Raw genomic sequence first — 25,291 nt, 5'->3', positions numbered from 1 at the left:
GTGTGAACTGCGTGCCTGACGTCGATCCGGCCGCCTAAACCGTGGGCCGAACAGTTCGTGGACCGAACCGAAATACGCAGTATAAACCACAGATTGCTATATTCAACGGTCGTGGTCGAATCGGACCAAACTTACCCCAGAACACCTCGAGATCGCAAGAACGAAACCTGGCGATACATCCGACAGCCCAGACAGAATCCGGTCGTCGCCGCGAGTGCCGCGAGTACTCCGACGAGCGCGGCGATCGCGTATCCGACGGACGTCACTCCGGCGAGTAACAGCAGCGACGAGGCGACGGCACCCACGGCCCCGAGCAACTTCGCAAAGCGGTGCGGAGCAGCGGGCTCCGTCTCGTTCGGTCGGCCGACGATCCGTCTCAGTACCGATCGCCAGAGCAGTTGGTACGGATCGAGTCGCGACCGCGAGAGGACCGCGACACCGAGGATGACCGCGACCGCGTATATGAGCAGCGGCTCTCGTAACGCCGCGCCGGCCAGCAAGAGCGCGCCGGTGATCGACTGGCCGAATCGCGGCGCTCGGGGATCGACGGCGGAGTCGCTCGAGGAACGGTTAGCGCTCGGCGGCTGTCGATCGCGGTCGGTCGACACGGCCGGATCTAACGCTCGGAGTCAGTTGAGTCCACCGCTGGTTAGAATCGGTGACGGTACCGAAAGCCGATGAAAGAGACGAGATGTTGGTTATGCGGTCAGTGCGTCGTCGTCCGGACGTCTTCGACTCGATACAGATCCTCCTGTAACCCGTCGCCGGTGCAGTCGTCGCTCGGACACTCGTAGTGCCACCCGTCCTGGGTCGCGTCACGCTCGCGGAATCGGTCTCCACAGACCTGGCAGAATAACTGTCCTTTCGTGCACGTATCCCGGTGAAGTTCCAGCGCTAGCTCGGTCTGGAACGACTGGTTGCAGTTGCGACAAGTGTGCATATTTCGTCAGACGCGAGCGTTCCCCAAAACTGCTTGGGTTCTTTTATTACGCCCAATTCGACCGTGATTCGGCCTCAATACGCCGATTTGTATCGAACCGACAGGGAAAAAAGACCGATCAATCGAACCGTATACTCGGAATCGAGTACACTGTTTTCCGTCAGATCAGGTATCCTGTCCGAGTATTCCTCGTTCAGTCATCTTCGCGGGATCGAGCACCTCGTCGGCTTCGTCCTCGTCGAGATATCCTTTCTCGAGGGCGACCTCACGGATCGTCTTTCCCTCCTCTGTGGCGATTTTCGCCACTTCGCTCGCTTTGTCGTAGCCGATGTGAACGTTGAGCGGGGTCGCAAGCGCCATCGACTGTTCGACCGCGTCCGCACAGTGTTCACGGTTAGCCTCGAGCGGTCGAACGAACCGATCAGCGAAGACGGTACTCGCGTTCGCGACGATTTCGGCCGACTGCAGGAAGTTGTGCGCGAGCAGCGGTTTGTAGAGGTTCAGGTCGATCTGTCCCTCGGCGGCGCCGGCGGAGACGGCGGCGTCGTTGCCGACGACCTGCTTGTGGACCTGGTTGACGGCCTCCGCGACGACCGGGTTGATCTTGCCGGGCATGATCGACGAACCGGGCTGGTTCTGGGGCTGTTCGATCTCACCGAGCCCGTTTCGCGGACCCGACGCGAGCAGTCGGAGGTCGCTTGCGATCTTGTTGAGCGAGCCGGCGACGACCCGAAGCGCGCCGTGGGCTTCCGACATCGCGTCGTGGGCGGCCTGGGCCTCGAAGTGGTCGTCGGCCTCGCGGAACTGGACGCCAGTCTCTTTGGTGATGTACTCGGCGGCCCGTCCCGGGAACTCGGGGTGGGTGTTCAGTCCGGTTCCGGTCGCGGTCCCGCCGAGTGCGAGTTCGGCGAGGTGTTCCCGGACGTTGTCGACCCGCCCGAGCCCCTTCTCGATCTGGGTTCGGTAGCCGCCGAACTCCTGGCCGAGCGTCACCGGCGTCGCGTCCTGGAGGTGTGTGCGTCCGGTCTTGACGACGTCGTCGAACTCCGCTTCCTTCTCCTCGAGCGTTTCGCGAAGGGTGTCGAGGGCGGGAATGACGTCCTTCTCGACGGCTTCGAGCGAAGCGACGTGCATCGCCGTCGGGATGACGTCGTTGCTCGACTGGCCGTAGTTGACGTGGTCGTTGGGATGGACGACGCGGTCGCCGACCTCCGCTCCCGTAATCTCGGCGGCGCGGTTGGCGATGACCTCGTTCGCGTTCATGTTCGAAGACGTTCCGGAGCCGGTCTGGAAGACGTCGACCGGGAACTGGGCGTCGTGCTCGCCTGCGATGACCTCGTCGGCGGCCTCGATGATCGCCTCCGCGACCTCCTCGTCGATCAACTCGAGATCACGGTTGGCCTGCGCGGCGGCCTTCTTGACGACGCCCAGCGCGCGGACGAACCGCCGGCCGAACGTCACGCCGGAGATGGGGAAGTTCTCGATGGCGCGCTGGGTCTGGGCCCCCCAGTAGGCGTCCGCCGGAACTCGCATCTCCCCGAGACTGTCCTCCTCGATTCGGTGCTCGTCTTCTGCTCCCATATCCGGGCTCTCACGTCGGGCGGGGTAAAATCCACCGAATCGAACGAGCGCACGGTGAACGCCGGGAAATCGTCCGGGTGGCGTCAGGTGAAATCGACCGAGAATCCGGGGTCGTCCGACCGAGCCCGTTCGCGAAGGGCCGACTGGAGTCGTTTTCGGCCGGTCTCGTGGACGTCGCGTGCGTCCTCGAGGTCGACGTCGTAAATCGTCGGCGTCGCCTGGGAGAACGTTCGGGAGCTCGCAGTGTCGACCAGCAGCGACGCGAGCCCGAGGCGGCGCTGAAAGATCGAACGGCGCGTTGAGACGGTCTGGATCCGGTAGTAGGGAACAACCGTCGTTCGTCGTCGCCAGAAGCCGCGTCTGATCACGAGGTGATCCTCGCCGACGAAGTAACCGAGATTGACGTAGCGCAGGTGGGCCGCCGGCGGAACGGCGGTGAAAACCGCGACGGCCAGGTACCACCGCTCGAGGACGGTGACGCGCGTCACGGCGAACGCAACGGCGACGATCGCGAGAGCGATCAGGGAGTACCGAACCAGGTACCGACGCCGCGCGATCGTCGGCGGTCGGTGGAACCTGGGACGTTCGACGTCGGTCAGGTTCTCCGTGAAGGTGTAGACGCGCCGGCGTTTGGCGAGCGGAACGGCCGACTGGCTTCCGGCGCTACTGTCCGGACCGTACCCGGCCGTCTCGACCCACAGGCCGGCGTAGCCGATGAGCCGCTGTGCCGGATTGTCGGTGACGGTCACCGATTGAACTTTTTCGGCGGGAATCGATCCGCTGTATCGCTGGAGCAACCCGCGCTCGTAGACGAAGTCCTCGTCGGCACGGCTAAGCCGGAATCCGAAGTACGTCGCGAACGTATACGCGACGCTCAGCAGGTAGGTGATGACGAGGCCGTTGACGAACGACACCAGGGTCAAGACGCCGTAACTTCCAGTCGTTCCGGTTTCGAGGTCCTCCGGACCGCCGACGGGCTGTGCGATCGCGACGAAGTACTCGAGGATCGTATCGGTCGCGAGAAAGAACAGGAACAACACCGCGGCGACCGCCGCGGGTCGAAACGAGGTGAACGCATAGAGCAACAGCTCCCGCGATCTGAGGTCGAACAGGCGTTGCTCGCGGCGGCGGTCGACCTCGTATCCGGACGCTTCACTCGACTCCGCCGGTCCGATCTCGTCGGCCACTTCACGCCCCCGATCGGCGCCTCGAGGCGACGTCGGCTTGTCGGGACGCGGTTCCACCGGCTCCTCGTCGGTCGTCGTCGATTCGTCGGCCGCACTCGGTCTGGGCTCGCGCTGTCGGCCTTTCACCTCGGCAGTTCGCTTGCGAATCTGGCGCTGGAGGCGGTTCGCCTCCCCCTCGCTGACGAATCGCAGCGCTGCTTCGGTGCTTCCGCCGCCGGCGGTTTCGATCGAGACGACGGCGAGGCCGAGCAGGCGCTGGACGACCCCGCGAGCGATGTCGACGTTCTGAATGCGCCCGTACGGGATCTCGCGCGATCGTCGGGAAAACACGCCCGACTGAACGTCGAACGTGTCCGACGTCATTCCGTACTCGAACCGATAGTAGTACGCGAGCGCGTACGCGACGCCGAGGACGAGGCCGGCCGGAGCCAGCACAAACGCCCAGGTGGTGGTGACGACGTCGGTGACGCTCGAGAGGAAGATCACCAGGAAAAACGGGAGGGTAAAGCCGGTGATCGCCTGCTGAATCGCCATCGTCACCGCGCTGAATGGGTGGAGACGGTTCATGTTAGACGGCGTCGTCCGCCTCGCTCTCGACGGCGAGGTCCCGAAGCGTGTCCTGTAACTCGCGGGCGCGATCCGGCGTCAGACCAGGGATCCGAACGTCGGCGTTTCGAGAGCCGGCCGTGTAGACGACGACGCTCGAGAGCCCGAGCGCACGTTCGATCGGTCCGAACTGCGTGTCGACGTGCTGGACGCGAACGAACGGAACGGCCGTCTCGACGAAGGTGACGACGCCGCGTTCGAGATACAGCGCGTCGGACTGTAGCTCGAACCTCCAGATCTGGTAGAGACGAAGCGCGTAGACGGTCCCGAGTACGAAACCGACCACGACGATCCCCCCCTGCAGAGCCGTTGGCACGTCGACGAACAACCGATCGGCGACGAGCGCAATCGTACCCAGCACGATCGCCGTGATCGCCCACTGACCGATCCAGAGCACTCTGATTCGAGGGTGAAGCGATTCCATACCAGTATCGTATCAGCAGTGAAGGATAAACCTGCGGTTCCGATCATCGTGTGATAGGGGCCGCTGAAACTGTGTGGCGCTGTAACCGTGAACGCTGTGCGGTCGTACCGATACCGACGGACGGCGGCACGAACGAGGACGACGGGCTAGCGGTGCGCCCTCGAGAGTCCGTCGGATCGGACCGATTCCCGAATCGGCCGCTAAGCGTCCTCGTACTCCGCCGGCGTGTACGTCGACAGCTCGAGGGCGTGGATGTCGGTCGTCATGTGCTCGTCGAGGGCGTCGTACACCAGCTGGTGTTGCTGGACCAGCGAGAGCCCGTCGAACGACGGGGAGACGACCGTCGCCGCCAGGTGATCGTCGTCGTGTTCGTCGCGCGCGTGCGTGACGGTCGCCTCGGCGTCCTCGAGCTTCGATTCGATGAGTTCCTCGACGTCCTCGGGTTTCATACTCGCGAGATGGGGCGCTCGCGGCAAAAACGCCGCGGTCCTCGCGCAACGTTCGATCGACCGGGGAGGCGGGACGAACGGGCGTCGCGCTTATGCTCTCTCGGTTCGCGTTCGTGAACATGTCACTGGCAGGTGAAACGCGCCGCGCCGTCGAGGAACATCCGTTTCTCGTGACGGCGCTGCGTGCGGACGTCGTCAACTACACGGCCGCGGCCCGATTTCTCGAGGTGGACGGGGAGACGGACGCGATCGCGACGGCGCTTCGACGCTACGCGGCCGAGCTACCGGCGTACGAGACGGAGTCGCTCGACGTCCGGGTACGCATGGAAAGCGGGATCGGCCCCGTCGATCCGAACGACGGATCGGCGTTCGTCACGGTCGCCGGCACCGGGCTGGGTCCCGGGGGCGGAGAGCAAACCGCGATCGTCGCGACCGGAGACGTCGACGCGGGGGCGCTCACCGCGGTGCTGGCGCGACTCGCTCTCGAGGGGATCGATCCCGATGCGGCCGCAGTTGGCGACGACAGTCTCGTGGTCGTCGTCGATCGTCTCGAGGGGGCGAACGCGCTGCGTGCGGTCGAGAGCGCCCTCGAGCGAGTGTCGATCGTCGACACCACGTCGGTGTGACGGGTTCTCGCCCGCATCCGTCCGCGTTCATCACACGGTTTAACTTTCGTCCCCGGTAACTCAGGATAATGACCCTGTACGTGACGAACACGTTGACGGGCGAGACGGAGCCGTTCGAGCCGCAGGACCCCGAAAGCGTTCTCCTCTACTACTGCGGCCTGACGGTGTCGGATCCGCCCCACCTGGGCCATGCCCGATCGTGGGTCCACGTCGACGTCATGCATCGCTGGCTCGAGCACCTCGGCTACGAGGTTCGTCACGTCGAGAACTTCACCGACGTGAACGAGAAGATCGTCGCCCGCGTTGGCGAAGACGACCTCGGCAGCGACGAGGCGTCGGTCGCCGAGAGCTACATCGAGCGAACGCTCGCGGACATGCGTTCGCTCAACCTCCTCCGGGCGGAGGTGTACCCACGCGTCTCCGAGCACGTTCCGGAGATCGTCGACCTCGTCGAGACGCTGGTCGAGAAAGGCTACGCCTACGAATCCAACGGATCGGTCTACTTCGACGTGACGAGCTTCGAGGAGTACGGCAAGCTCTCGAACCAGGAACTCGAGGAGATCGAGTCACAGGGCGACCCGGACGAGCGGAGCGAAAAGCGAAATCCGGCCGACTTCGCGCTGTGGAAAGCCGGTCCCGTCGACGAGAGCGCGGTTCACGAGCACCGACACGAGGGCGTCGATCACGGCGACGACCCGCCCGCCGGCCAGACCTGGGAATCGCCGTGGGGGGAGGGTCGTCCGGGCTGGCACATCGAGTGTTCGGCGATGAGCATGACCCACCTGGGTGAGACGATCGACGTCCACGTCGGCGGCCGCGACCTCGTCTTTCCCCACCACGAAAACGAGATCGCCCAGTCCGAAGCCGCGACCGGACGCGAGTTCGCGAGGTACTGGCTCCACTGCGAGCTGTTCCAGATGGACGACGAGAAGATGTCCTCGAGTCTGGGGAACTTCGTCACCGTCGAGGAAGCCGTCGAACGGTACGGGACGAACGCGCTCCGGACGTTCCTGACGGCGGGTTCGTACAACAGCACGCAGCTGTACTCCGACGAGACGATCGCGGAGGCCGAAGAGCGCTGGGATCGACTCGAGCGAGCCCACGAGTCGGCGGTCGAGGCGCTCGACTCGCCGGCCGCGCGAACCAAGGTCGAAGACGACGAGCTTCGATCCGCGGTCGCGACGGCGCGCGAGGAGTTCACGGCAGCAATGAACGACGACTTCAACACGCGCGAAGCGCAATCGGCGCTGCTGTCGATCGCGACCGCGGTGAATAAACACCTCGAGAGCGGCCGATCGGCCGACGCCGATTCGACGGACGAATTCGACTACCGCGGGCTCAACCGGGCGGTCGAGGCTCTCGAGGAACTCGGTGGCGTGCTAGGACTCTCGTTCGTCGGCGAGACCGATGGAACGGCGGGTCTCGCGGGCGACGTCGTCGAGCTCGTCCTCGACGTGCGCGAGCGCGAACGGGCCGACGGGAACTACGACCGCGCCGACGAGTTGCGCGACGAACTCGAGGCGCTCGGCGTCGAGATCCAGGACACGGACGAGGGACCGACGTACCGGCTTCCGTCGGGCGAGTAAGCACCGGCGTGTCTGCAGCGATCGTGCACTCGAGCGGTGGCGGCCGGTCGACCGGACCGTTCTGCGGACGCGACAGTTCAAGTAGCTCGAATTCTTACGACCGTCAATGGGTTCGTCGGGAGCAATCGCGATCGCCGGGTTCGACGCCCTCCCCGCCCACGTCGCCATCCTCGACCGATCCGGGACGATCGTCCACACGAACCGATCGTGGGAGGAGTTCGGGGACGATCAGGGTCTCGCTGAGGGTGCGGGAAACGTGGGCGCCAACTATCTCGACGTTTGCGACGGGAGCGACGGCGACGACGCCGCCAACGCAGCCAGCGGGATCCGAGACGTCGCCGCCGGCGACCGGGAGACCTACTCCTTCGAATACCCCTGTCACACCCCCGAGCGCGACCGGTGGTTCAGCATGAACGCGACGGCGTACGATCACGACCGGGAACGGTACGTGCTCGTGATGCACGTCGACATCACCGACCGGCGTCGACTCGAGCAGCGCGCCCGCGAACAGGCCGAGCGGATGGAAGCGTTCGCGACGCTGCTGTCACACGACCTGCGCAATCCGCTCTCGGTCGCGCTGGCCGAGGCGCAATCCCTCGAGCGGAGCGACCTCTCCGACGCGGTCAACGATCGGAGTGAGTCGATCGTCTCCTCGCTCCAGCGCATGGAGACGATGCTCGAGGAGGCGCTCGTCCTCGTCGGAACTGACGACGTCGAACGGACGGAACCGGTCCTGCTGGCGGACGCCGTCGACGAGGCGTGGTCACACGTCAGGACCGAGTCGGCGTCGGTCTCGGCGACCGAACGAGTCGGCGTCCGCGCCGATCCGTCGCTTCTGAGTCACCTCTTCGAAAACCTGTTTCGAAACAGCGTCGAACACGGCGGTTCGACTCCCAGCGTGGACGTCGGTCCGCTCGAGACGGCCGGCGACGCGACGGCCGAATCCGCTCGCGACTCGGCCACAGCTGTCTCGGAAATCGGTTTCGAGGGCGAGTTCGACGGGTTCTACGTCGAAGACGACGGCCCCGGTTTCGACGCGGCCGATCGCGACAGACTCTTCGAGTCGGGGTACACCACGGAATCGGACGGGTCGGGATTCGGACTCGCCATCGTACGGCGGGTCGTCGACGCCCACGACTGGTCCATCGACGCGACGACGACCGACGACGGAGCCCGGTTCGAGATCAGGGACGTCGACGTCTTCGCAGTCTGAACGTGACGCCGGTCCGGCGTGTTCGGCTCTCGAGCGTTCGCGATCTCGAAGCGAACGAAACGAGGGTCCGACTCGATGCGCCGTCCTCGAGACCGTAGACGGCTCGGCGACCATCCTCGTCGCGACGACGGTTGGCTGAACGATATAGTTGCTGAATTATCATAACGTGCGACGTCTCGACCCCGTATCCGGATTATTGGATACAATATTTTGACAAGTAATTCTCGAAACGCTGGATTTCGTGTTCGGTTTATTTTTAGTCGACGGTGAACGTCCGCCATGGCTACCGATCCGACGACCGCACCCGTAGCGAGCATGTCGACTCGTGCGATCGACTCGTTTCTCGAAGAGAGGGGGTTCGGAACGATCGCGTTCGGGAGCGAGGAGGGCGGGTACGCGGTTCCGATGTCGTTCGGGTACGATCGATCGAATCAGCGCTGTCTCTTCCAGTTCATCAGTCACGACGACAGCAGAAAGCAGGCGTATCTCGAGCGGTCGAACCGGGTCTCGCTGTCGGTTTACGAGTGGAACGGAATCGACGACTGGCGCTCGGTGGTTCTGCACGGTTCGCTGTCCGAACTCCCCGAAGACGAACACCACGCGGCGGCCGTAACGTTCGCCGCAAACGCGACGCCCATCTCCCTGGGAATCTTTCCCGGGCCGGCGAACGAACTCTCGTTCAGCTGGCACGAGCTACGAATCAGCGAGAAGACCGGCCGCCGCGCGAATCCGGTCGCGAACACGCTCGAGGAGTCGCCGGAGTGAGAGTGGCCGCTCACAACACGTGTAAACGGGACGGGCGAATTCGCTCTTGCGTTCGCGAACAGGGTGTCCGAACAGTTCTACGACGCCCGCGGAGTAGCTACAATCCGATCGCGGTGGCGACCGAGACGCCGCTCGCGACCGCTCCGATCAGATAACCGCCGATCGCCCCGCCGTTGAGCAGCGGGAGGCCCGCGTGTGGCCGCCCCTTGAGGACCATGTACATGAGAACGAGTAGCCCCGCGTTCGTTCCCACGAGCGCCCCCAGCGCGGGAAGGTTGAGCAGGAGTCCGGGAACGTCGACCGCGCCGGCCTCGAGGAAGAACGCAGCGCTCACGACCAGAATGGTCGGGATGACGGCATCACCCAGTCCGATGAACAGCGCGTCGCGCTCGAGTCCTCCGTCAGCTCCCCCGGGTTCTCGCTCGGCGTCCGTCGGTTCGACTCGGTCGTCAGTCGTCGAATCCGTCTCGAGGCCGCCGTTCGTGGGTTCCTCGAGTGTGCTCGCGTCCGGGCGCGCCTCCGATTCGCCGGTGTCGGTCGAAACCTCGTCCGCAGATCCAGCACTGGCCTCGTCCGCACTGTCTTCCCCACCCACGTCGCTACGTCCGTCCGTCCCGTCGCTTTCGAGAACGTCGTCGGTGCTTCCCGACGCGAGGTAGGAGTACGACAGCGACGTCGGGACGATCAGGATGACGGGGATCTTGAGGTCCATCACGCCCTCCGCGAGATCGAGCATGTGTTCGGTGCCGTAGACGCTGATCGCGTCGTAGATCGCGAGCACCGACAGCAGGAGGATCGCTGGCAGCAGACCGAAGCTGATTCCGAACAGCGCGGCGGCACCGGCACCCATCAACACGCCCGCGGCGTCGATGACGTACCACTCCGGATACCACAGCAGGGCCGCGCCGACACCGAGCGCCGCGAGGACGGCGAGAACGTTGACCGGGCCAGCAGTGATCGCGGACGGGACGAACTCGGTGAACACGAACCACGCGAGCATCACGCTGACGCCGACGATGAGCGCGCGTATGAGCCACTGGAGGTCGTACTTGAACGCCGCGAGCATGAAGCCCGTCGCGACGAGGATGATACCGAAGTAGAGGACGCTGTTCGTCGGATCCTCCGGATTCTCGACGGCCTGGCGGTCGGAGTCGTGGAACGGCTCGATCAGCGCGAGCGCGCCGATCTGGACCGCGAGAAAGAGCCCAACCGTCACGGCGACGGCGACGAGAATCCGCGTCCGGTCGTTCATGGCCCGGGGTTTGCCCCCCGCTCCTATGGGTGTTTTCTTCTCGGTCGAAGCCCTCCGCTGTCGGGAACCGAGACGATCCGCCGGTCGCTATCTCGCGTACAGGGTCGAGCCGACCAGCGACGCCAGGTGAACGTCGTCGTCCGGCGTCACGGCCAGATAGGGGCGTTCGATCGGGCCGAACACGTCGACGACGCGTCCGACTTCCTCGAGCGAGTCGTCGAGGACGATCGTTCCGATCTCGTCCCGGTGGCGGTCGCCGTCGTCGGCATCGTCGTCAGGATCGTCCACCCGGAGGATCGCCAGGCCCTGGGCCGTGCGGACGACCGAGCCGATCCGACGCATCAGTCCCGCATCGCGACGACGTACGCCGCGACGGCTTGCACGAGGTCGTTCTTCGAGGAGTCGTCCGCACCGCGGACGACCACCCGACCGCGGTCGGCCCACGGCTCCCTCGAGTACGCCTTGTCCCGTTCGATCGTGGCGTCGTAACCGATCTGCTGGACCGCTTTGGCGATCTCGTCGACCGTCGGCTCCTCGACCGCGAGATCCTCCGATACGCGTCGTCCATCGGCCCGCGAGAGGTCGGCGTCGAGATAGGCGGGCCAGATGACGTTCTCGACCATGCGCTCACCTCGGCGGGCCGGCGAGTAAACCCTTTGCAAAACGAACTGTCGGTCAGGCGGATCGGTACCGGGCGAGGAGGGTGACCGATAGCACCGCGACGACGGCTGCGACCGCACCGAAGCCGGGGATCGAAAGCGTGTCGTCGTCCGCGGCTGCGGTTTCGTCGTCAGTATCGTCGGTCGCATCGCCGGCGTCGAGGATACCGCCCTCGCCGACGCCGTACTCCTCGTCGACCGACTCGAGGTCGGCCTCGATCTCCGCGTACGCGTCGGGGTGAACCGTCTCGACGAGGTGGGTAATCACGTGCACGATGCCGGGCGCGGGCTGGCTCATCGCGTTGTCGTCGACCGCGACGACGTTGTTCTCCTGGAACGCGGTCGTCGCTTCGGCGCTCTCCGCGATAGGTGGTTCGTCCGTCCAGTCGGGGTAGACGATCCACTCGGGATCTTCGTCGACGACGACCTCGGCGCTGATCTCCTGCCAGCCCTCGATGCCGGCGCGTTCGGCGACGTTCTCCAGTCCGGCGGTCGTCAACACCTCGTGCTGGAAGGTGTCGGTGCCCGGCGTCGTTCCCTCCTCGTCCATGGCGTAGTAAGCGAGGGGACGATCCTCGTCCTCGAGTGCGTCCTCGAGCAGGGCGAGACGGTCGTCCATCCACTCGACGGTCTCGACGGCACCCTCGCACTCGCCGGTCAGTTCGCCCGTCGTCTCGACGTTCGCCCGGACGTCGTCGATCGACGTCGCGGTGTCGAGGACGTAAACCGTTATTCCGGTGTCCTCGAGCTGATCGAGGAGGTCCTCGTCCGCGAGCGCGACGTTCGCCGCGAGCACCACGTCGGGCTCGAGCGCGACGATCTCCTCGGCGACCGGCGTCACGCCGTCGTCTTCGGTGATGTCGGTTCGGTCGCCGGCCTCGAGCGCGTCGGTGTACGGCCCGACCGGCATCCCGACGACGCGGTCCTCGGCGCCGATCTGGAACGCGAGCTGTGCGTCGCCCGGATAGAGCGTCACCACTTCCCCAGGCTCCTCCTCGAGCGCGATCGTCTCCCCGCGCGCGTCGGTTCGCTCGATCGGGTACTCGCAGTCGGCGTCGATCGGTTGCGTCGTGGCGGCGGACGCGCCGGGGCCGCTCGCTGCCGCGACGCCGCCCGCGAACGGAGCGACGACCGCGACGAGAAGTATCGCCGCTACCAGCGTCGGGCGTGGATCTCTCATCGCGGAATACGACCACGCACTTCAACAAATATTTGTCTACTGCAACCGAGATTGTGCGTATGATGCGGCCGGTCCGAACGCTGTCGTGGACCGCCGGCCTGCTGGTCGTCCTGATCGCGGTGACGATCGTCAGCGCCGCCCTCGGACCGGTCAGGATCGATCCCACGGTGGTCGCGAAGGCGACGTTGAACGCCGTGATCGTTCCGTCCGGAATTGTCACCGAAAGCGCGACGACGATTCCGGGACTCGGGTGGACCGTCCCGGTTCCCGCCCTCGAGTACGTCCCCGTATTCGGGTTCGACGTTCCCGACACTCACCAGACGATCGTGGCGGACATCCGGCTTCCGCGGATCGTGCTCGCGAGCGTCGTCGGATTCGCGCTCGCAGCCGCGGGAGCGGTGATGCAGGGTTTTTTCAGGAATCCGCTCGCTGATCCGTCGATCATCGGCGTCTCCTCCGGGGCGGCCGCGGGTGCGGTCGCGGCCATCGCGTTTCCGGCGCTCGTTCCGTTCGGAAGCCTCCACCTCTCGGCGTTCATCGGCGCGCTCGCCACCGCGTTTCTCGTCTACGCGATCGCGACGGAAGGGGGGAAAACGCCGGTCGCGACCCTGTTGCTCGCCGGCGTCGCGATACAGGCCTTCCTCGGCGCGATGATCTCGTACATGCTCGTCCACAGCGGTGACGACCTGCGCCAGGCGGTGATCTGGATGATGGGACACCTCCACAACAGCACCTGGAGCGATGTCGGCTTCGCGCTCCCGTTCGCGTTCGTCGGCGTGATCGTCCTCTGTGCGTACGCCCGCGAACTGAACGTCCTCCTGCTCGGCGAGGAGGACGCACACCACCTCGGCGTCGACGTCGAGCGCACCAAACTCCTCCTGCTGGCGCTGTCCAGTCTCGTCACCGCAGCGGGCGTCGCCGTCGCGGGCGTCATCGGCTTCGTCGGGCTGGTCGTCCCCCACATCATGCGGCTGATCGTCGGCCCCGATCATCGAATTCTGCTGCCGACGAGCGCGCTCGCTGGCGCGTCGTTTCTGGTCGCGACCGACACCATCGCGCGGGCGGGGCCAGCCGAGGTCCCGGTCGGAATCGTCACGGCCGCACTCGGCGCGCCGTTTTTCCTGTTTTTGCTCGTCCGAAGGGAGGTGCACTCGGTGTGACTGATACACCGCGACCCGACGCGAACGGAGGGGCGGGACCTGAACCGGCGACGGTCTCGGTCGAGGACGTCTCGCTCTCGTTCGGCGATCTCTCCGTCCTCGAGGCCGTCTCGCTTTCCGTCGAACCCGGCGAGTTCGTGGGCTTCGTCGGACCGAACGGGGCCGGCAAGACCTCACTCCTCCGGTCGATCAGCGGCGCGCTCGAGCCGTCGGCGGGAACCGTCGAGATCAGCGATACGAACGTCCACGACGTCTCTTCGCGGCGATCGAGCAGGCTCGTCGCGGTCGTCCCCCAGGACACGTCGCTGTCGTTTTCGTTTCCGGTCCGCGACGTCGTCGAGATGGGCCGGCACCCTCACCGATCGCGGTTTTCCCCGCCGAGCGACGACGATCGGGCCGCCGTCGAGCGCGCCCTCGAGCGGACCAGAACGGCGGAACTCGCCGACCGACCGATCGACGAGGTCAGCGGCGGCCAACGCCAGCGCGTCGTCCTCGCGCGAGCGATCGCTCAAGAGACGCCCGTTCTCTTGCTCGACGAGCCCACTGCGAGCCTCGACATCAACCACCAGATCGAGACGCTCGAAGTCGTGCGCGAACTCGTCGCGGACGGGCGAACGGTCGTCGCGGCGATCCACGACCTGGATCTGGCAGCCCGCTACTGCGACCGGCTGGTGCTGCTCGCAGACGGGACGGTTCACACCGTCGGCCCCCCGTCGGCGGTTCTCACGACCGAGACGCTGGCCGAGACGTTCGAGGCCAACGCCGCGGTGACGCCGAACCCCGTTACCGGGACGGCGACGGTGACCGCACTCCCGCACGGGACGTCGGACGGAGCCGAATCGGGCCGAGCAGAGCCAGGAGAGGCGACGGACGGCGGACGAACGCCCAGCGCACACGTCGTCGGCACCGGCTCGACCGCGGCCGGCGTCCTCACCCGCCTCGAGCGCGCTGGAGTCGACGTCTCGATCGGCCCGATTCCCGGTGGCGACGTCGCCGACGAGACCGCGCGACGACTCGAGGTCGATCGGATCGCGGTCGAGCCGTTCGCGAGACCGTCGGCGAGCGATCGGGCTGCCCTCGACGAGCGCGTCCGCGGCGCAGACGTAACCGTCGTCGCGGATCTCGCCGTCGGGGCGACCGAAGACGGGCGGCGGCTCCTCGAGTCGATCGAGACGGCCGAACGGCTCGTCTTCGTCGAGCGACGTCCGCCCGAGGAACGGATCGACGGAAACGACGTTAGACGACGGTACGAGGACTGTCGCGAGCGTGCGGTCGAGGCCACCCCGGAGAGCGTTCTCGAAGCGGTTCGTGCGACGCTTCGGCGGCGGTCCGAGACGTAGAGTTGCGAACCGGGCGGCGGACGGAGAGAGCGACGGGACGATATCCAGCCGAGACGTCGCTCGAGGCGAGGATCGAAACTCCGCCGGGAGGACCGGAACGCTATCGGAAGGACCGATCGGCTCGGATCGCCGTCGGGCTGGGAAGCGACTGGAGGAAATCGCAACTGAACGGTTTTTTACCCCTCCGCCCCCGAGTGGCCGCCAATGACCGATACCGAGTACGACTACGACGAACTCGGACTCGTCGCCGGCCTCGAGATCCACCAGCAACTCGACACGGCGACGAAGCTGTTCTGTCAGTGTCCGACCGAGCTTCGCGACCCCGAGGCGGCGACCCGGACGTTCGCGCGCTACCTCCACCCGACCCGGAGCGAACTCGGCGAGATCGACCAGGCCGCTCTCGAAGAGAGCAGGGTCGAACGCGAGTTCGAGTACCTCGCCTACGATACGACCTGTCTCGTCGAAGAGGACGACGAGCCGCCACACGAACTCGACGCCGAAGCGCTCGAGACGACGCTCGAGGTCGCACAACTCATGGAGATGGAGCCGGTCGATCAGGCCCACGTCATGCGCAAGATCGTCGTCGACGGCTCGAACACGACCGGCTTTCAGCGCTCGACGCTGATCGCCACCGACGGTGAGATCGAAACGAGCGCCGGTCCGGTCGGCATCGAAGACCTCCTGCTCGAAGAAGAGAGCGCCCAGCGCGTCGAGGAGACCGACGACGGCGTCAGATACAGCCTCGACCGGCTCGGCATCCCGCTGGTCGAGATCGGCACCAGTCCGGACATCTCGACGCCCGAGCAGGCTCTCGAGGCGGCCGAGCGAATCGGGATGCTGTTGCGCTCGACCGGGAAAGTCAAACGCGGGCTGGGAACGATCCGCCAGGACGTCAACGTCTCGATCGCCGACGGCGCGCGCGTCGAGATCAAAGGGGTCCAGAGCCTCGACGACATCGACGACATCGTCCGAAACGAGGTCGCCCGGCAGGCCGAGCTCGTCGAGATCGCTGCCGCACTCGGCGTGCGCGAGGCGTCGGTCGGCGAGCCTCGAGACGCGACGGCGGTGTTCGAAACCACCGACAGCGGCGTCATCGCGGGTGCGGTGGACGCCGGCGGCAGCGTGATGGCCGTCCCGCTGTACGGCTTCGACGGAGTGGTCGGACGCGAAATCGCACCCGACCGCCGTCTCGGCACCGAGTTCTCCGATCACGCCAAGCGCCACGGCGCGGGCGGCATCTTCCACACGGACGAGTTACCGGCCTACGGCGTCACGGAAGGAGAGGTGAACGATCTTCGCGACGCCGTCGGTGCCGGTCCCGACGACGCCGTCGCCATCGTCGCCGCCGAGACCGACGTCGCGCACGCGGCCATCGATGCCGTCGCCGACCGCGCGCGGAGCGCACTCGAGGGCGTTCCGGAGGAGACGCGTGGCGCGAACGACGACGGAACGACGCGCTATCTACGTCCGCTCCCCGGTGCGGCACGCATGTACCCCGAGACGGACGTGCCGCCCGTCGAACCGGATCCGAGCGAGGTTCCCGAACCCGAGCTGTTGACCGAGAAAGTCGAGCGATACCAGGCCGAGTACGGCCTCGATGCGGGGCTCGCCGGGCAGGTGGCCTACGGCCAGTACATGCCCCTGTTCGAGGAGGTGGTCGCCGACGGCACCGATGCGACCCTCGCCGCGACGACGCTCGAGTCGACGGTGACGGAGCTACGACGGGACGACGTCCCGGTCGAGAACCTGACGGAGACGCACTTCGCGGAGACGTTCGCGATGGCCGAAGGCGGAGACCTGGCACGAGAGGGGATTCCGGATCTCCTGTCGGCGCTCGCCGAAACCCCCGAACGATCCGCGAGCGAGGCCGCCGACGAGGCGGGACTCGGCTCAGCCGGCGAGGACGAAGTCCGGGAAGCGATCGTCGAGGTCGTCGAACGAAACGAAAGCCAGGTCGAGGAGGACGGCATGAACGCGTTCTCCGCGCTGATGGGCGAGTGCATGGGGGCGCTTCGCGGAAAGGCCGACGGCGACCTCGTGAGTCAGTTGCTCCGCGAGGAGATCCAGAAACGGGCCTGAGTCCGGGTACGCGAGATCGAGCGAAGAACGCCCGAAATCGGCGGACGACGAACGGATCGAAGTCGAGTGGAGTAGTCGCGGGCGCGAGAACGTGTCGCCGAACGACTCCATCTGTCCCGGCGTCGAAAATACTTATTGTGACGTGCGTTGGCCACACGTTCGAGGTGAAACGATGACCAACTGGAACCGAGAAACTGACGTGACCGTAGTCTGTCACGTCCGCGCGCCGCTGTTGCTCGAGCCGGTCGACCGACAGGTCGAAACCCTCCACGCCTGCGAGTCCGAAGGAGCGATCGACGAGCTGTTGCTTCGGAGCTGGCCGAAGGAGGTTAGCCGCTCGAACGACGGCCCCCACGGAAACGTCCTCCACGCGTTCGAGCGGTTCCAGCGGTGGGCCGGCCGCCGGGACGTCAGCATCAAACCCCCGTTTCGCGAGCGAACGAGCACGTCACAGATAACCGGCGAGATGCGGCGACTGCTCGTAACGCCGCTTCTGTGTCTCGAGGTGTACGTCGAGGACGAGCTGCTCGGCGTCTTTCCCCACTCCAGGGACGAGGAGACGCACACGACGGACGAGGCTATCGCAACGCTTCGAACGGGCGACCTTCCGACGCCGCTGGGTTCGGAGCCGTCCGAACGTTCGAGGGCGTCGGCGACGGAGTGTCCCGCCTGTGGCGACGAGTTGATCGACGGCCAGGGACTGTTCGCCTGCGGAAGCTGTGACTGGGTCGGTGCAGCTACCGAGTCGGGCGAGTGCGTCGACTTTTCGGACCGCTTCGACGAGTCGTCGACGCTCGAGACGGTATCCGATCGAGGGTAACGGCACCGTCCGAACTCGTATTGAGCACTATCGAAGGTGGAGAGGGTCTCGGGCGACGGACTTGTAGCGAGCCCAAATTGTTATGATACCGAAGGCGACAGTACTGTACGAAAGGCCGGACCCGAGGATTCGGGTCACCGAGAAGGGGGTGGAACGGCCTGCCCGAGCGGACACGAGCGGCCATCGGCCGATGATCCACAGTATGCCACAAGAGGATCCGACGTTTCTGTACGAGTTCGCACGCGACGCGAACGAAGTGAAGCTCATCGAGTACCTGACGGGATCGGAAAAGCCGATTATCCGATACCGCGCCGCGGAACTCCTGGGTGGGCTCGCGAGCGGTACCAGCGAAGAAGCACGCGAGCGCGTCGTCGAAGCGCTCGCCCGAACCGCACGACGCGACCGGAACGATTCCGTTCGGGCCGCCGCAATCGATGCGATTTACCTCCGCGACGAGGACGGCCTCGAGCAGTTGATACGGGAACTCGTCGACGGCGGCGTCGACGATCCGCCCGCCTGGACCGGGGCTGACCGACTCACGGACTGGCTCGAGTCGGACCACTCCGAGTTTCGGATGCTCGCAGCGGTCGCGCTCGGACGCATCGCCGCCGAGGAGACGGTTCCGGCCCTGCTCGACGTTTTCACCGACGCCGACGTTCGCGTCCGAACTCGCGCCGTCCGCTCGTGCGGGCAGATCGGCGATCCGCGGTGTGTCGACGCGCTCGCGAACCGACTGAACGATCGAAACGAACAGGTGCGACGCGCGGCCGCCGCCGCGCTCGCGGAGATCGGAACGAAAGACGCACTTCACGCGCTGTTGCCGGCTGCGCGGTCGGACAGCGTCTCGGTTCGCGTGATCGCGATCGGCGAGTTCGGCAGATTCGGCAATCTGGAACCGGTGCCGATGCTCATGGAAGCCCTCGAGGATCGATCCGACCTGGTCAGACGAACCGCGGCGCGATCGATCCTCGAGTTGCTGGCGAACGCTCCGTCCGAGCGAAGCCACGAACTTCGGGACGGGCTGGCTGACGAACTGGCCGACGCCGAATCCGAGGAACTCGCCGGTCAGCTCGTCACGATACTGAACGGAAACCCGCCCGACCACGTCAGGCGCAACGCCGCGTGGCTGTTCGGACAGCTGAACGGCGTCGAACGGCGAGACGACGTCCAGACGTGTCTGGTCGAACTGCTCGACGATCCGGACGAGTTGACCGCGCGGTTCGCGATGTCGACGCTCGTCCAGCTCGGCGAGCCGTCGTTCGCATCGCACCTTCGCGAGTTCGCGACGGCCGACGAGACGTCCGAGGACGGGACGGTGCGTGCGGAGTTCGTCCTCGAGAGGCTCACCACGGGTGTCCCCTCGCGCGAAGCCGTGAGCAACGCCGTCGAGTACACCTACGTGAGCGATCCCGCCGACTACACGGCCAAGAAGCGAGCCGACGAACGAGACGAAGCGGACGGTACCCGCCAGTAACCGGATTCAGATCGCGGTGAAATCTTCGACCCGGCCGCGGGTTCTCGAATCGAGACGCTGCGTTCTCGAGGGAGCCTTCCTCTGACTCGAGCGGATTGCGATTGCGCGCCAATTCGTTCGAATGCGCTACTGGCCCAACCCGTTCGGACGCACTTCTGAATACCTCGTTCGGATGCCCTTCTGTCGTGGAGCCGAACTGTTCGCCCACAATATATATCGTCGTCAGTCGACGACTACGAACAACGCCGCATGGTATACAATTGGCGATGCCAGCGCTGTGAGTTCGCCGTCTGGTCTGGGAACGGGGGGGAGATCCGAAACGCGGTGCAGGACCATCTCGTCGAACATCACCGACAGCGTCTCTCGAACGAAGGTTTTCAGGCCGCGTGGCGGTGTCCGTACTGTGACGAGCGAGGACAGGATCACGACGAGGGGACAGCCGTTCGCGATTTTAAACGCCACCTCTTTGACCACGCAAAGCGAAGTGTCCGATCGGGAGCGCACGTCGCGGACGAAGTCGCCGGCGTCGGAAACGTGCTCGTGCTCGCACCGTCCGAAAGCGACGGCGCGGATGCCGCACGCGGTCACTTCCATACGGGTACCGACGTCGCGATCATCGTAACGACGAACGTGGTCAGCCGCTTGCGCGTGCTGGAGACGAAACTCGAGTCGTGGCCGTCTCGAACGATCGTCCTCACCACGAAAGACGAGCCGCTCGCGAACCTCGACGGGCTCGACGTCTCGAGCGTTTCGCTGGAGATCGTCCAGCTGGACAGGGGACTTGGGCTGGCCGGCCTCGGCGAAACCATCTCCCGGGTCATCGCCGAGCACGAAGGTCCGGAGACGAAGATTTCCGTCGAGGTCGACGTTCTCTCTGATCTCATCGACAAGTTCGAACTCGAGCGCGTATTCCGGTTCCTCCACTTGCTTACGTCGCGGATCGAAAACGCCAACGCGCTCTCGCATTTCTACTGCAACCCGGAGACGAAGTCGGGGCCGACGATCAACCTGATCAGCGAACTGTTCGATCTCCGGATCAACGCGAGCAACGAGCGATTCGTCCTCGAAACCTGACGACGGCCGTCGGAGCGAAGTCAGAACACTGCGTACGGGAGACGGTCGGTACGGTCGTCGTCACCGTTTGTCGCGTCGTCACCGTTTGCCGCGTCGTCACCGTTTGCCGCGTCGTCACCGTTTGCCGCGTCGTCACCGTTTGCCGCGTCGTCACCGTCTGCCGCTGTCGACGTCACTGTTTGTCGTGTCGTCACCGTTTGTCGTGTCGTCACCGTCGGCCGCTATCGACTCCGCGAACCGATCCGGACGCTCCGTCGCCCGTCGCAACAGGCCGAGGAACGTGTTGACTTCGCGTTCGGTCGGATCGGCGCGCCCGTACACCCGCCGGAGCATCCGCATCGTCTTTGCACGTTTTTCCTCTGGATGATTGAGCTCCTCGAGCAGCGCTTCCCACTGATCGTAGAGGCGCTCGAGCGTCGGTTCTGGCGCGCGAACTCGATCGACGTCGGGAAGTTGCGTCTCGTCGGCGGCGAGTGCGAGCGGTCGCAGTTCGTAGAGGACGATCGTCGCGGCCTGTCCGAGGTTGAGGACCGGATACTCGGCGCTTGCGGGAATCGAACAGATCTCGTCGATCCGCGCCAGTTCGTCGTTCGTCAGACCGACTCGTTCTCTGCCGAAAACGATCGCAGTTTGCGACTCGACGGCGGACAGTCGATCGGCGAGCTCGCGCGGAGTCGAAAACGGAAATCGGACGTGGCTGCGGTCGTCCTCGTTGGTCACCGCAGTGCAGCCGATCGTGTGGTAGGTCTCGACGAGGTGGTCGAACGAAACCTCGACCGCGTTCGGGAGGACGTCCTCTCGAGCGTGGCCCGCAAATCCGTACGCGTCGCCGTCGGGCTCGAGTTCAGGCGGATCGACGAGCAGGAGTTCCTCGAAGCCGAAGTTCTTCATCGCTCGGGCGATGGTCCCGACGTTCCCCGGCGACTGTGCGTCGACGACGGCGACGGCCGGAAGGGATCGACCGCCGGGAGTGCGGGACTCAGACGAGCGATCGGTCATCGGTTCGAGTTCGACGCGAAGGCGTGTTACTGATTTCGGTTCCTTGCTCGAGAGTGACGTGGAACGATGTGGTCGAATATCGCTGATCCTTCAGTCCGGGACTATTCACGTCTGGAATAATCTCTCTCTGTAACTAGCTCTAGAACAACTAGTCTAGAGTGTCCACACTGACGAGTATCACTACAGACTGGAAAGGCTGTGACCGAAACGTGGACTCGAGAGGCTGTGACCGAAACGCGGTTGGGATGGGATTGACGAACAGCAACCCGAATCAGTGTCGAGAACAGCGTACGAGAACGGATTCAGCCGATACCGTCGACGTGGTAGCTGTCTCTCGATGCTCGTACCTGTCCGAAACAGCACGACGAGCGAGCGGTACGATCGGCGTACTCGAGGGATGGGACGGACACACCACCGTCGCGTTTGTAACGGCGAATATGCGTGGGTGTTCTGCTCGAGAACACACCACCGTCGCGGATGTAAAATAGCAGGTGTTGTGCCCTCAAACTGCCGAAAAGGCCGGACCGTTTCGAACCTCTCCCCTCCTTTGGCGTTACATCCGCGATGGGGGTGTGGGTCCCCCGACGAACTGTCCCGAACGTGCGTCTACTGCCGGTAGGCGACCTGCGTGTCGGATTCGTTCGGTAGCGGTGATCGCCGACGGTCTCCGATGTGAACACTACCCAACGATTTGCGTCCGTCTCCTCCCTTCGGTTATCAGTACGACCGATCGATGAAACCGATCGTTCGACGCCGCTCTCCCGCCGTTTTCTCGTTCGGTTACATCCGCGACGGGGGTGTCGGTGTCGATCCGTCACGAGCGAATACGCGAGACCGGTTCACATGCGCGATGCGGGCGATTTCACGCGAAATGACTGAGACCAACGAAAACCCGGAAGACGATTCCTGTTTCGGACGGTTTACATCCGCGAGCAAACCCCACATATTTATTTCAGTGCCGCTGAAAGAGCCCCGGTACTGCAATGTCCGCCAACGACGATCGTGATCCACTCTTTCGGTACGACGATCCGGTCTTTGCCGACGAGCGGTTGCTTGAGATCACGCACCTGCCCGGTCCGGACCGGATCGTCGGACGCGACGAGCAAATGCAACGAGTCGCGGACGCATTGAATCCGGCTATCTTCGGGAGCGAGCCGAACCACCTGTTCATCTTCGGCAAGACCGGAACCGGCAAATCGCTCATCTCGCGGTCGGTCACCAAGCGAGTGATCTCGGAAGCGCAACGCGACGACGTCACGGTAAAGTACGCCTTCATCGACTGCGGCGAACAGAACACGGAGGCGTCGATCATCAAGACGATCGCCCAGATCGTCAACGATCCCGCCGCCAGTGGCGTCTCGGTTCCCGACCGGGGGCTGGGAACTGGCGACTATTACAAACGGCTCTGGCAAGCCGTCGACCGCTGTACCGACGTCACCATCGTGATCCTGGACGAAATCGACATGCTCGAGGACGACGAAGTGCTCCGGAAGCTCTCACGGGCGGGCGAGAACCGGCGGATTTCGAGCGCGAGCATCGGTATCATCGGCATCTCGAACAAGATCGATTTCCCGGATCACCTCTCCGAACGGGTCAAGTCGAGCCTCTCGCGCGACGAACTCGTCTTCTCGCCCTACGACGCGAACCAGCTCGTCGAAATCCTCGAGAAGCGTCGGGACGCGTTCCACGACGGCGTTCTCTCGGACGACGTGATCCCGCTGACGGCCGCGCTGGCGGCCCAGGAACACGGCGACGCGCGAAAGGCGATCGATATCCTCAGAAACGCCGGCCGAATCGCGAAGAAACGGACGGACACGCGAGTCACCGCCGAACACGTCCGCGACGCCAAAGAGAAAACCGAAGCCGACCGGTTCAACGAACTGATCGAGGGATCGCCCCAGCAGGCGAAAGCGATCCTCTACGCGCTGACGCTGCTCACCGAAAACAGCTCCCAAAAGGAGTTTCCAACGAAGATCATCTACAACCAGTACAAGGAGATCGCTCGTCGGCTCGACTTCGACGTCCTCTCCGAGCGTCGTGTCCAGGAGATCCTCCAGGAACAGAACTTCCTCAACGTTATCCAGTCCGAACGCGAGGGGCGCGGACGCGGCCGCGGTGCTCACGCCAAACACCGCCTACTCGAGAACCCGTCGATCGTCAAGAAAGTGCTGCTCCGCGATTCGAGGCTCGCTCCCCTCGAGGAGGCGAACTCGAACGAGACGTAGCCGTAGATCACCGCCGTCGACGGTCGCTTGGTTGTATTCTCTTCTCGTTCCGTCGCCAAACAGTATTTTCCGTTCCGTCGCTAAACGGTATTCTCCCTCTCGGTCGACATCGTCGCCATACGATGTCCTTGCTCCCCATCGATATCGTCGCCTTCGCCGGAACCGGGGCTCATTTGAGTCTGCCCTCCACAGTCCAGATATGAACAGCGTCGATGCGGCCGGACTGGGGATCGGCGACGAGCATCCCCCGCGGATCATGGGGGTGTTGAACGTCAGCGAGGAATCCCCCTACGATCCGAGCGTTTACGACGATCCCGGCGACGCCGCCCGGTACGTCGACGAGGAGCTGATCGACGAGGGTGCGGACATCGTCGACGTCGGCCTCGAGTCGGCGAACAAGCGCTTCGACGTCCTCTCGGCCGAGGAGGAACTCGATCGGTTGCACGTCGCCCTCGAAACGATCGAGAGCGTCTCCGGCGATGCGATTTTCTCGATCGAGACTCGCTACGCCGCCGTCGCCGATCGCGCGCTCTCGGAGGGATTCGACGTGGTCAACGACATCTGCGGGTTCGCGGACCCGGAGATGCCCACCGTCTGTGAGGATCACGACGCGGCCGTCGTCAAGATGGCGAGCCCGCCGGATCTCGAGCGGCCGGGCGCAGTCGAGGAGACCGACTGGCGGGCCCGGAAATCCGCCGGATGGGCAGATCGTGCGGACTACGTCGACCAGGTGTACGAGGCGCTGAAACAGAACGGGCTCACGGACAAGACGATCGTCGATCCCGCTTTTGGCGGCTGGAGCGACGTACAGACGCTCGAGAACGATCGGGAGACGTTCCGTCGGCTGGGCGAGTTCCGGGCACTCGGCCGGCCGATACTCGTCTCGATCAACCGAAAGAACTTCCTGGGCGAGATCGCCGGCCGCGACACGGCGGATCGACTCCCCGTTAGCCTCGCGGCAACGTCGATGGCGGTCGAACGGGGTGCACACGTGATCAGAACGCACGACGTCGCGGAAACGCGAGACGCGGCGTTGATCGGCTCCGCCTTTACGGAACGGATGCGGGAGACACACGACGGACTGACGGTGACGGAACTCGACGTTCGATCCCCGCGGGAGTTGCGTACACACCTCGCCGAGCGGGGAATTGAACCGGCCGTAGCCGACGACTGGCGAGCCCTGGTGCTCGAAATCGACGGCCTCTCCAGCGATTCGTACGCACGACTCGCGGACGCGGCCGGGGGCGAGGACGTTCGAGTATACCGTCCGACCGATGGGTCCGTGTTATTGATAGGCACATCGGTGGCCATTTCCGAGGTTTCGGACCGTCTCGATGCCGAAAACGGTTCGATTGGACAACTGAGTGAAGTACTCGGAAACGTGCCACAGTAAGAGAAAGCTTATGGCGGAGGCTTCGAAATGAGGGAGTGGACGCCGGGCGGCCTCCCGGGTAGGGGTACTTTGGAGGCGATACCCGGCCCACAACATGGAATTATTGTGGTATTACGTTGCCTAGTGAGGGTGTCATACAATTCATCTCATGCCACGAGCTTGGTTCGACCCGGATTTTCACCCTGTTCGTAGTTCGTGATGGCAACGATCACTCGGAGACACAGTCCAAGATACACTTCTACCCGCGCATGGGCGCGGC

Annotated in this window: 25 protein-coding genes and 1 pseudogene; 12 read left to right on the top strand and 14 right to left on the bottom strand. The window is 64.7% G+C overall.

Annotation, left to right across the window (positions count from 1 at the left end; translation table 11 throughout):
* Positions 1-131: 131 nt before the first annotated feature.
* The 6 genes from EA472_RS18355 to EA472_RS18330 all read right to left on the bottom strand — a co-directional run bounded on the left by EA472_RS18355 (position 132) and on the right by EA472_RS18330 (position 5,187).
* Complete coding sequence (locus EA472_RS18355; protein WP_124192964.1) at positions 132-608, bottom strand: DUF4395 domain-containing protein; 477 nt, start codon at positions 606-608, stop codon at positions 132-134.
* Positions 609-706: 98 nt separating this feature from the next.
* A complete protein-coding gene (locus tag EA472_RS18350; protein ID WP_124192963.1) occupies positions 707-940 on the bottom strand; it encodes a transcriptional regulator in 234 nt (77 codons plus the stop codon).
* Between the two features lie 165 nt (positions 941-1,105).
* Positions 1,106-2,521: a class II fumarate hydratase gene (locus tag EA472_RS18345; RefSeq protein WP_124192962.1), complete on the bottom strand. Its 1,416-nt coding sequence runs from the start codon at positions 2,519-2,521 to the stop codon at positions 1,106-1,108.
* 83 nt (positions 2,522-2,604) lie between these two features.
* Positions 2,605-4,275 (bottom strand): PH domain-containing protein, encoded by a 1,671-nt coding sequence (locus EA472_RS18340; protein ID WP_124192961.1) that lies wholly within the window; start codon positions 4,273-4,275, stop codon positions 2,605-2,607.
* 1 nt (position 4,276) lies between these two features.
* Positions 4,277-4,738 carry a PH domain-containing protein gene (locus EA472_RS18335; protein WP_124192960.1) on the bottom strand — a complete coding sequence of 154 codons (462 nt, stop codon included), beginning with the start codon at positions 4,736-4,738 and terminating at the stop codon, positions 4,277-4,279.
* Positions 4,739-4,938: 200 nt separating this feature from the next.
* Complete coding sequence (locus tag EA472_RS18330; RefSeq protein WP_124192959.1) at positions 4,939-5,187, bottom strand: BolA family protein; 249 nt, start codon at positions 5,185-5,187, stop codon at positions 4,939-4,941.
* Between the two features lie 119 nt (positions 5,188-5,306).
* Here EA472_RS18330 and EA472_RS18325 point away from each other — a divergent pair, with 119 nt between their 5' ends.
* From EA472_RS18325 to EA472_RS18310, 4 genes are all read left to right on the top strand, one after another.
* A complete protein-coding gene (locus tag EA472_RS18325; RefSeq protein WP_207891186.1) occupies positions 5,307-5,813 on the top strand; it encodes a DUF7523 family protein in 507 nt (168 codons plus the stop codon).
* Between the two features lie 68 nt (positions 5,814-5,881).
* A complete protein-coding gene (cysS, locus tag EA472_RS18320) occupies positions 5,882-7,399 on the top strand; it encodes a cysteine--tRNA ligase (protein ID WP_124192957.1) in 1,518 nt (505 codons plus the stop codon).
* 106 nt (positions 7,400-7,505) lie between these two features.
* A complete protein-coding gene (locus tag EA472_RS18315) occupies positions 7,506-8,612 on the top strand; it encodes an ATP-binding protein (RefSeq protein ID WP_124192956.1) in 1,107 nt (368 codons plus the stop codon).
* Positions 8,613-8,891: 279 nt separating this feature from the next.
* On the top strand, positions 8,892-9,377 hold the full coding sequence (locus EA472_RS18310; RefSeq protein WP_124192955.1) for a pyridoxamine 5'-phosphate oxidase family protein: 486 nt from the start codon (positions 8,892-8,894) through the stop codon (positions 9,375-9,377).
* Between the two features lie 97 nt (positions 9,378-9,474).
* On the opposite strand, the gene EA472_RS18305 is transcribed toward EA472_RS18310, so the two are convergent.
* The 4 genes from EA472_RS18305 to EA472_RS18290 form a co-directional block, all read right to left on the bottom strand.
* A complete protein-coding gene (locus tag EA472_RS18305) occupies positions 9,475-10,629 on the bottom strand; it encodes a presenilin family intramembrane aspartyl protease PSH (RefSeq protein ID WP_124192954.1) in 1,155 nt (384 codons plus the stop codon).
* An 87-nt stretch (positions 10,630-10,716) separates the two neighbouring features.
* Complete coding sequence (locus EA472_RS18300; RefSeq protein WP_124192953.1) at positions 10,717-10,971, bottom strand: H/ACA ribonucleoprotein complex subunit GAR1; 255 nt, start codon at positions 10,969-10,971, stop codon at positions 10,717-10,719.
* Positions 10,971-11,252: a signal recognition particle subunit SRP19 gene (srp19, locus tag EA472_RS18295; protein WP_124192952.1), complete on the bottom strand. Its 282-nt coding sequence runs from the start codon at positions 11,250-11,252 to the stop codon at positions 10,971-10,973. The genes EA472_RS18300 and srp19 overlap by 1 nt, the downstream gene beginning before the upstream one ends.
* A gap of 52 nt (positions 11,253-11,304) precedes the next feature.
* On the bottom strand, positions 11,305-12,468 hold the full coding sequence (locus tag EA472_RS18290; RefSeq protein WP_124192951.1) for a PGF-CTERM-anchored ABC transporter substrate-binding protein: 1,164 nt from the start codon (positions 12,466-12,468) through the stop codon (positions 11,305-11,307).
* A 59-nt stretch (positions 12,469-12,527) separates the two neighbouring features.
* Here EA472_RS18290 and btuC point away from each other — a divergent pair, with 59 nt between their 5' ends.
* The 5 genes from btuC to EA472_RS18265 all read left to right on the top strand — a co-directional run bounded on the left by btuC (position 12,528) and on the right by EA472_RS18265 (position 19,341).
* Positions 12,528-13,628, top strand: a complete 1,101-nt coding sequence (gene btuC / locus EA472_RS18285) for a vitamin B12 ABC transporter permease BtuC (RefSeq protein ID WP_124192950.1) — start codon at positions 12,528-12,530, stop codon at positions 13,626-13,628.
* Positions 13,625-14,968, top strand: a complete 1,344-nt coding sequence (locus tag EA472_RS18280) for a heme ABC transporter ATP-binding protein (protein WP_124192949.1) — start codon at positions 13,625-13,627, stop codon at positions 14,966-14,968. The genes btuC and EA472_RS18280 overlap by 4 nt, the downstream gene beginning before the upstream one ends.
* A gap of 204 nt (positions 14,969-15,172) precedes the next feature.
* Positions 15,173-17,047: a Glu-tRNA(Gln) amidotransferase subunit GatE gene (gatE, locus tag EA472_RS18275; protein WP_124192948.1), complete on the top strand. Its 1,875-nt coding sequence runs from the start codon at positions 15,173-15,175 to the stop codon at positions 17,045-17,047.
* A gap of 172 nt (positions 17,048-17,219) precedes the next feature.
* A complete protein-coding gene (locus tag EA472_RS18270; RefSeq protein ID WP_124192947.1) occupies positions 17,220-17,867 on the top strand; it encodes an HTH domain-containing protein in 648 nt (215 codons plus the stop codon).
* Positions 17,868-18,069: 202 nt separating this feature from the next.
* Complete coding sequence (locus EA472_RS18265; RefSeq protein WP_124192946.1) at positions 18,070-19,341, top strand: HEAT repeat domain-containing protein; 1,272 nt, start codon at positions 18,070-18,072, stop codon at positions 19,339-19,341.
* Between the two features lie 222 nt (positions 19,342-19,563).
* On the opposite strand, the gene EA472_RS23080 is transcribed toward EA472_RS18265, so the two are convergent.
* The gene (locus tag EA472_RS23080; protein WP_243637898.1) at positions 19,564-19,935 is read right to left on the bottom strand and encodes a hypothetical protein; all 372 of its coding nucleotides are present in this window, start codon (positions 19,933-19,935) and stop codon (positions 19,564-19,566) included.
* On the opposite strand from EA472_RS23080, the gene EA472_RS23075 reads away from it, so the two are divergent.
* Positions 19,876-20,415 (top strand): DUF7504 family protein, encoded by a 540-nt coding sequence (locus tag EA472_RS23075; RefSeq protein WP_449289234.1) that lies wholly within the window; start codon positions 19,876-19,878, stop codon positions 20,413-20,415. The genes EA472_RS23080 and EA472_RS23075 overlap by 60 nt on opposite strands.
* Positions 20,416-20,435: 20 nt before the next feature.
* Here the strand turns inward: EA472_RS23075 and EA472_RS22635 are convergent, their stop codons facing one another.
* Entirely contained in the window at positions 20,436-20,591 is a 156-nt protein-coding gene (locus tag EA472_RS22635; RefSeq protein ID WP_165874940.1) for a hypothetical protein, read from the bottom strand.
* The gene (locus tag EA472_RS18255) at positions 20,566-21,414 is read right to left on the bottom strand and encodes an RNA methyltransferase (protein WP_124192944.1); all 849 of its coding nucleotides are present in this window, start codon (positions 21,412-21,414) and stop codon (positions 20,566-20,568) included. Before EA472_RS18255 ends, EA472_RS22635 begins: the two co-directional genes overlap by 26 nt.
* Before the next feature lie 983 nt (positions 21,415-22,397).
* Between EA472_RS18255 and EA472_RS18250 the strand changes: the two genes are divergently transcribed.
* Positions 22,398-23,639 carry a Cdc6/Cdc18 family protein gene (locus EA472_RS18250; protein WP_124192943.1) on the top strand — a complete coding sequence of 414 codons (1,242 nt, stop codon included), beginning with the start codon at positions 22,398-22,400 and terminating at the stop codon, positions 23,637-23,639.
* Between the two features lie 199 nt (positions 23,640-23,838).
* The gene (gene folP / locus EA472_RS18245; RefSeq protein WP_124192942.1) at positions 23,839-25,032 is read left to right on the top strand and encodes a dihydropteroate synthase; all 1,194 of its coding nucleotides are present in this window, start codon (positions 23,839-23,841) and stop codon (positions 25,030-25,032) included.
* Positions 25,033-25,178: 146 nt separating this feature from the next.
* Here folP and EA472_RS18240 read toward each other — a convergent pair.
* Positions 25,179-25,291, bottom strand: a pseudogene (locus tag EA472_RS18240) (IS5/IS1182 family transposase); the annotation flags it as partial.

This window comes from Natrarchaeobius oligotrophus (assembly GCF_003841465.1).
Lineage (GTDB): Archaea > Halobacteriota > Halobacteria > Halobacteriales > Natrialbaceae > Natrarchaeobius > Natrarchaeobius oligotrophus.
Note: the sequence above shows the minus strand (reverse complement) of the source record. Positions and strands in the feature narration are given on the sequence as shown.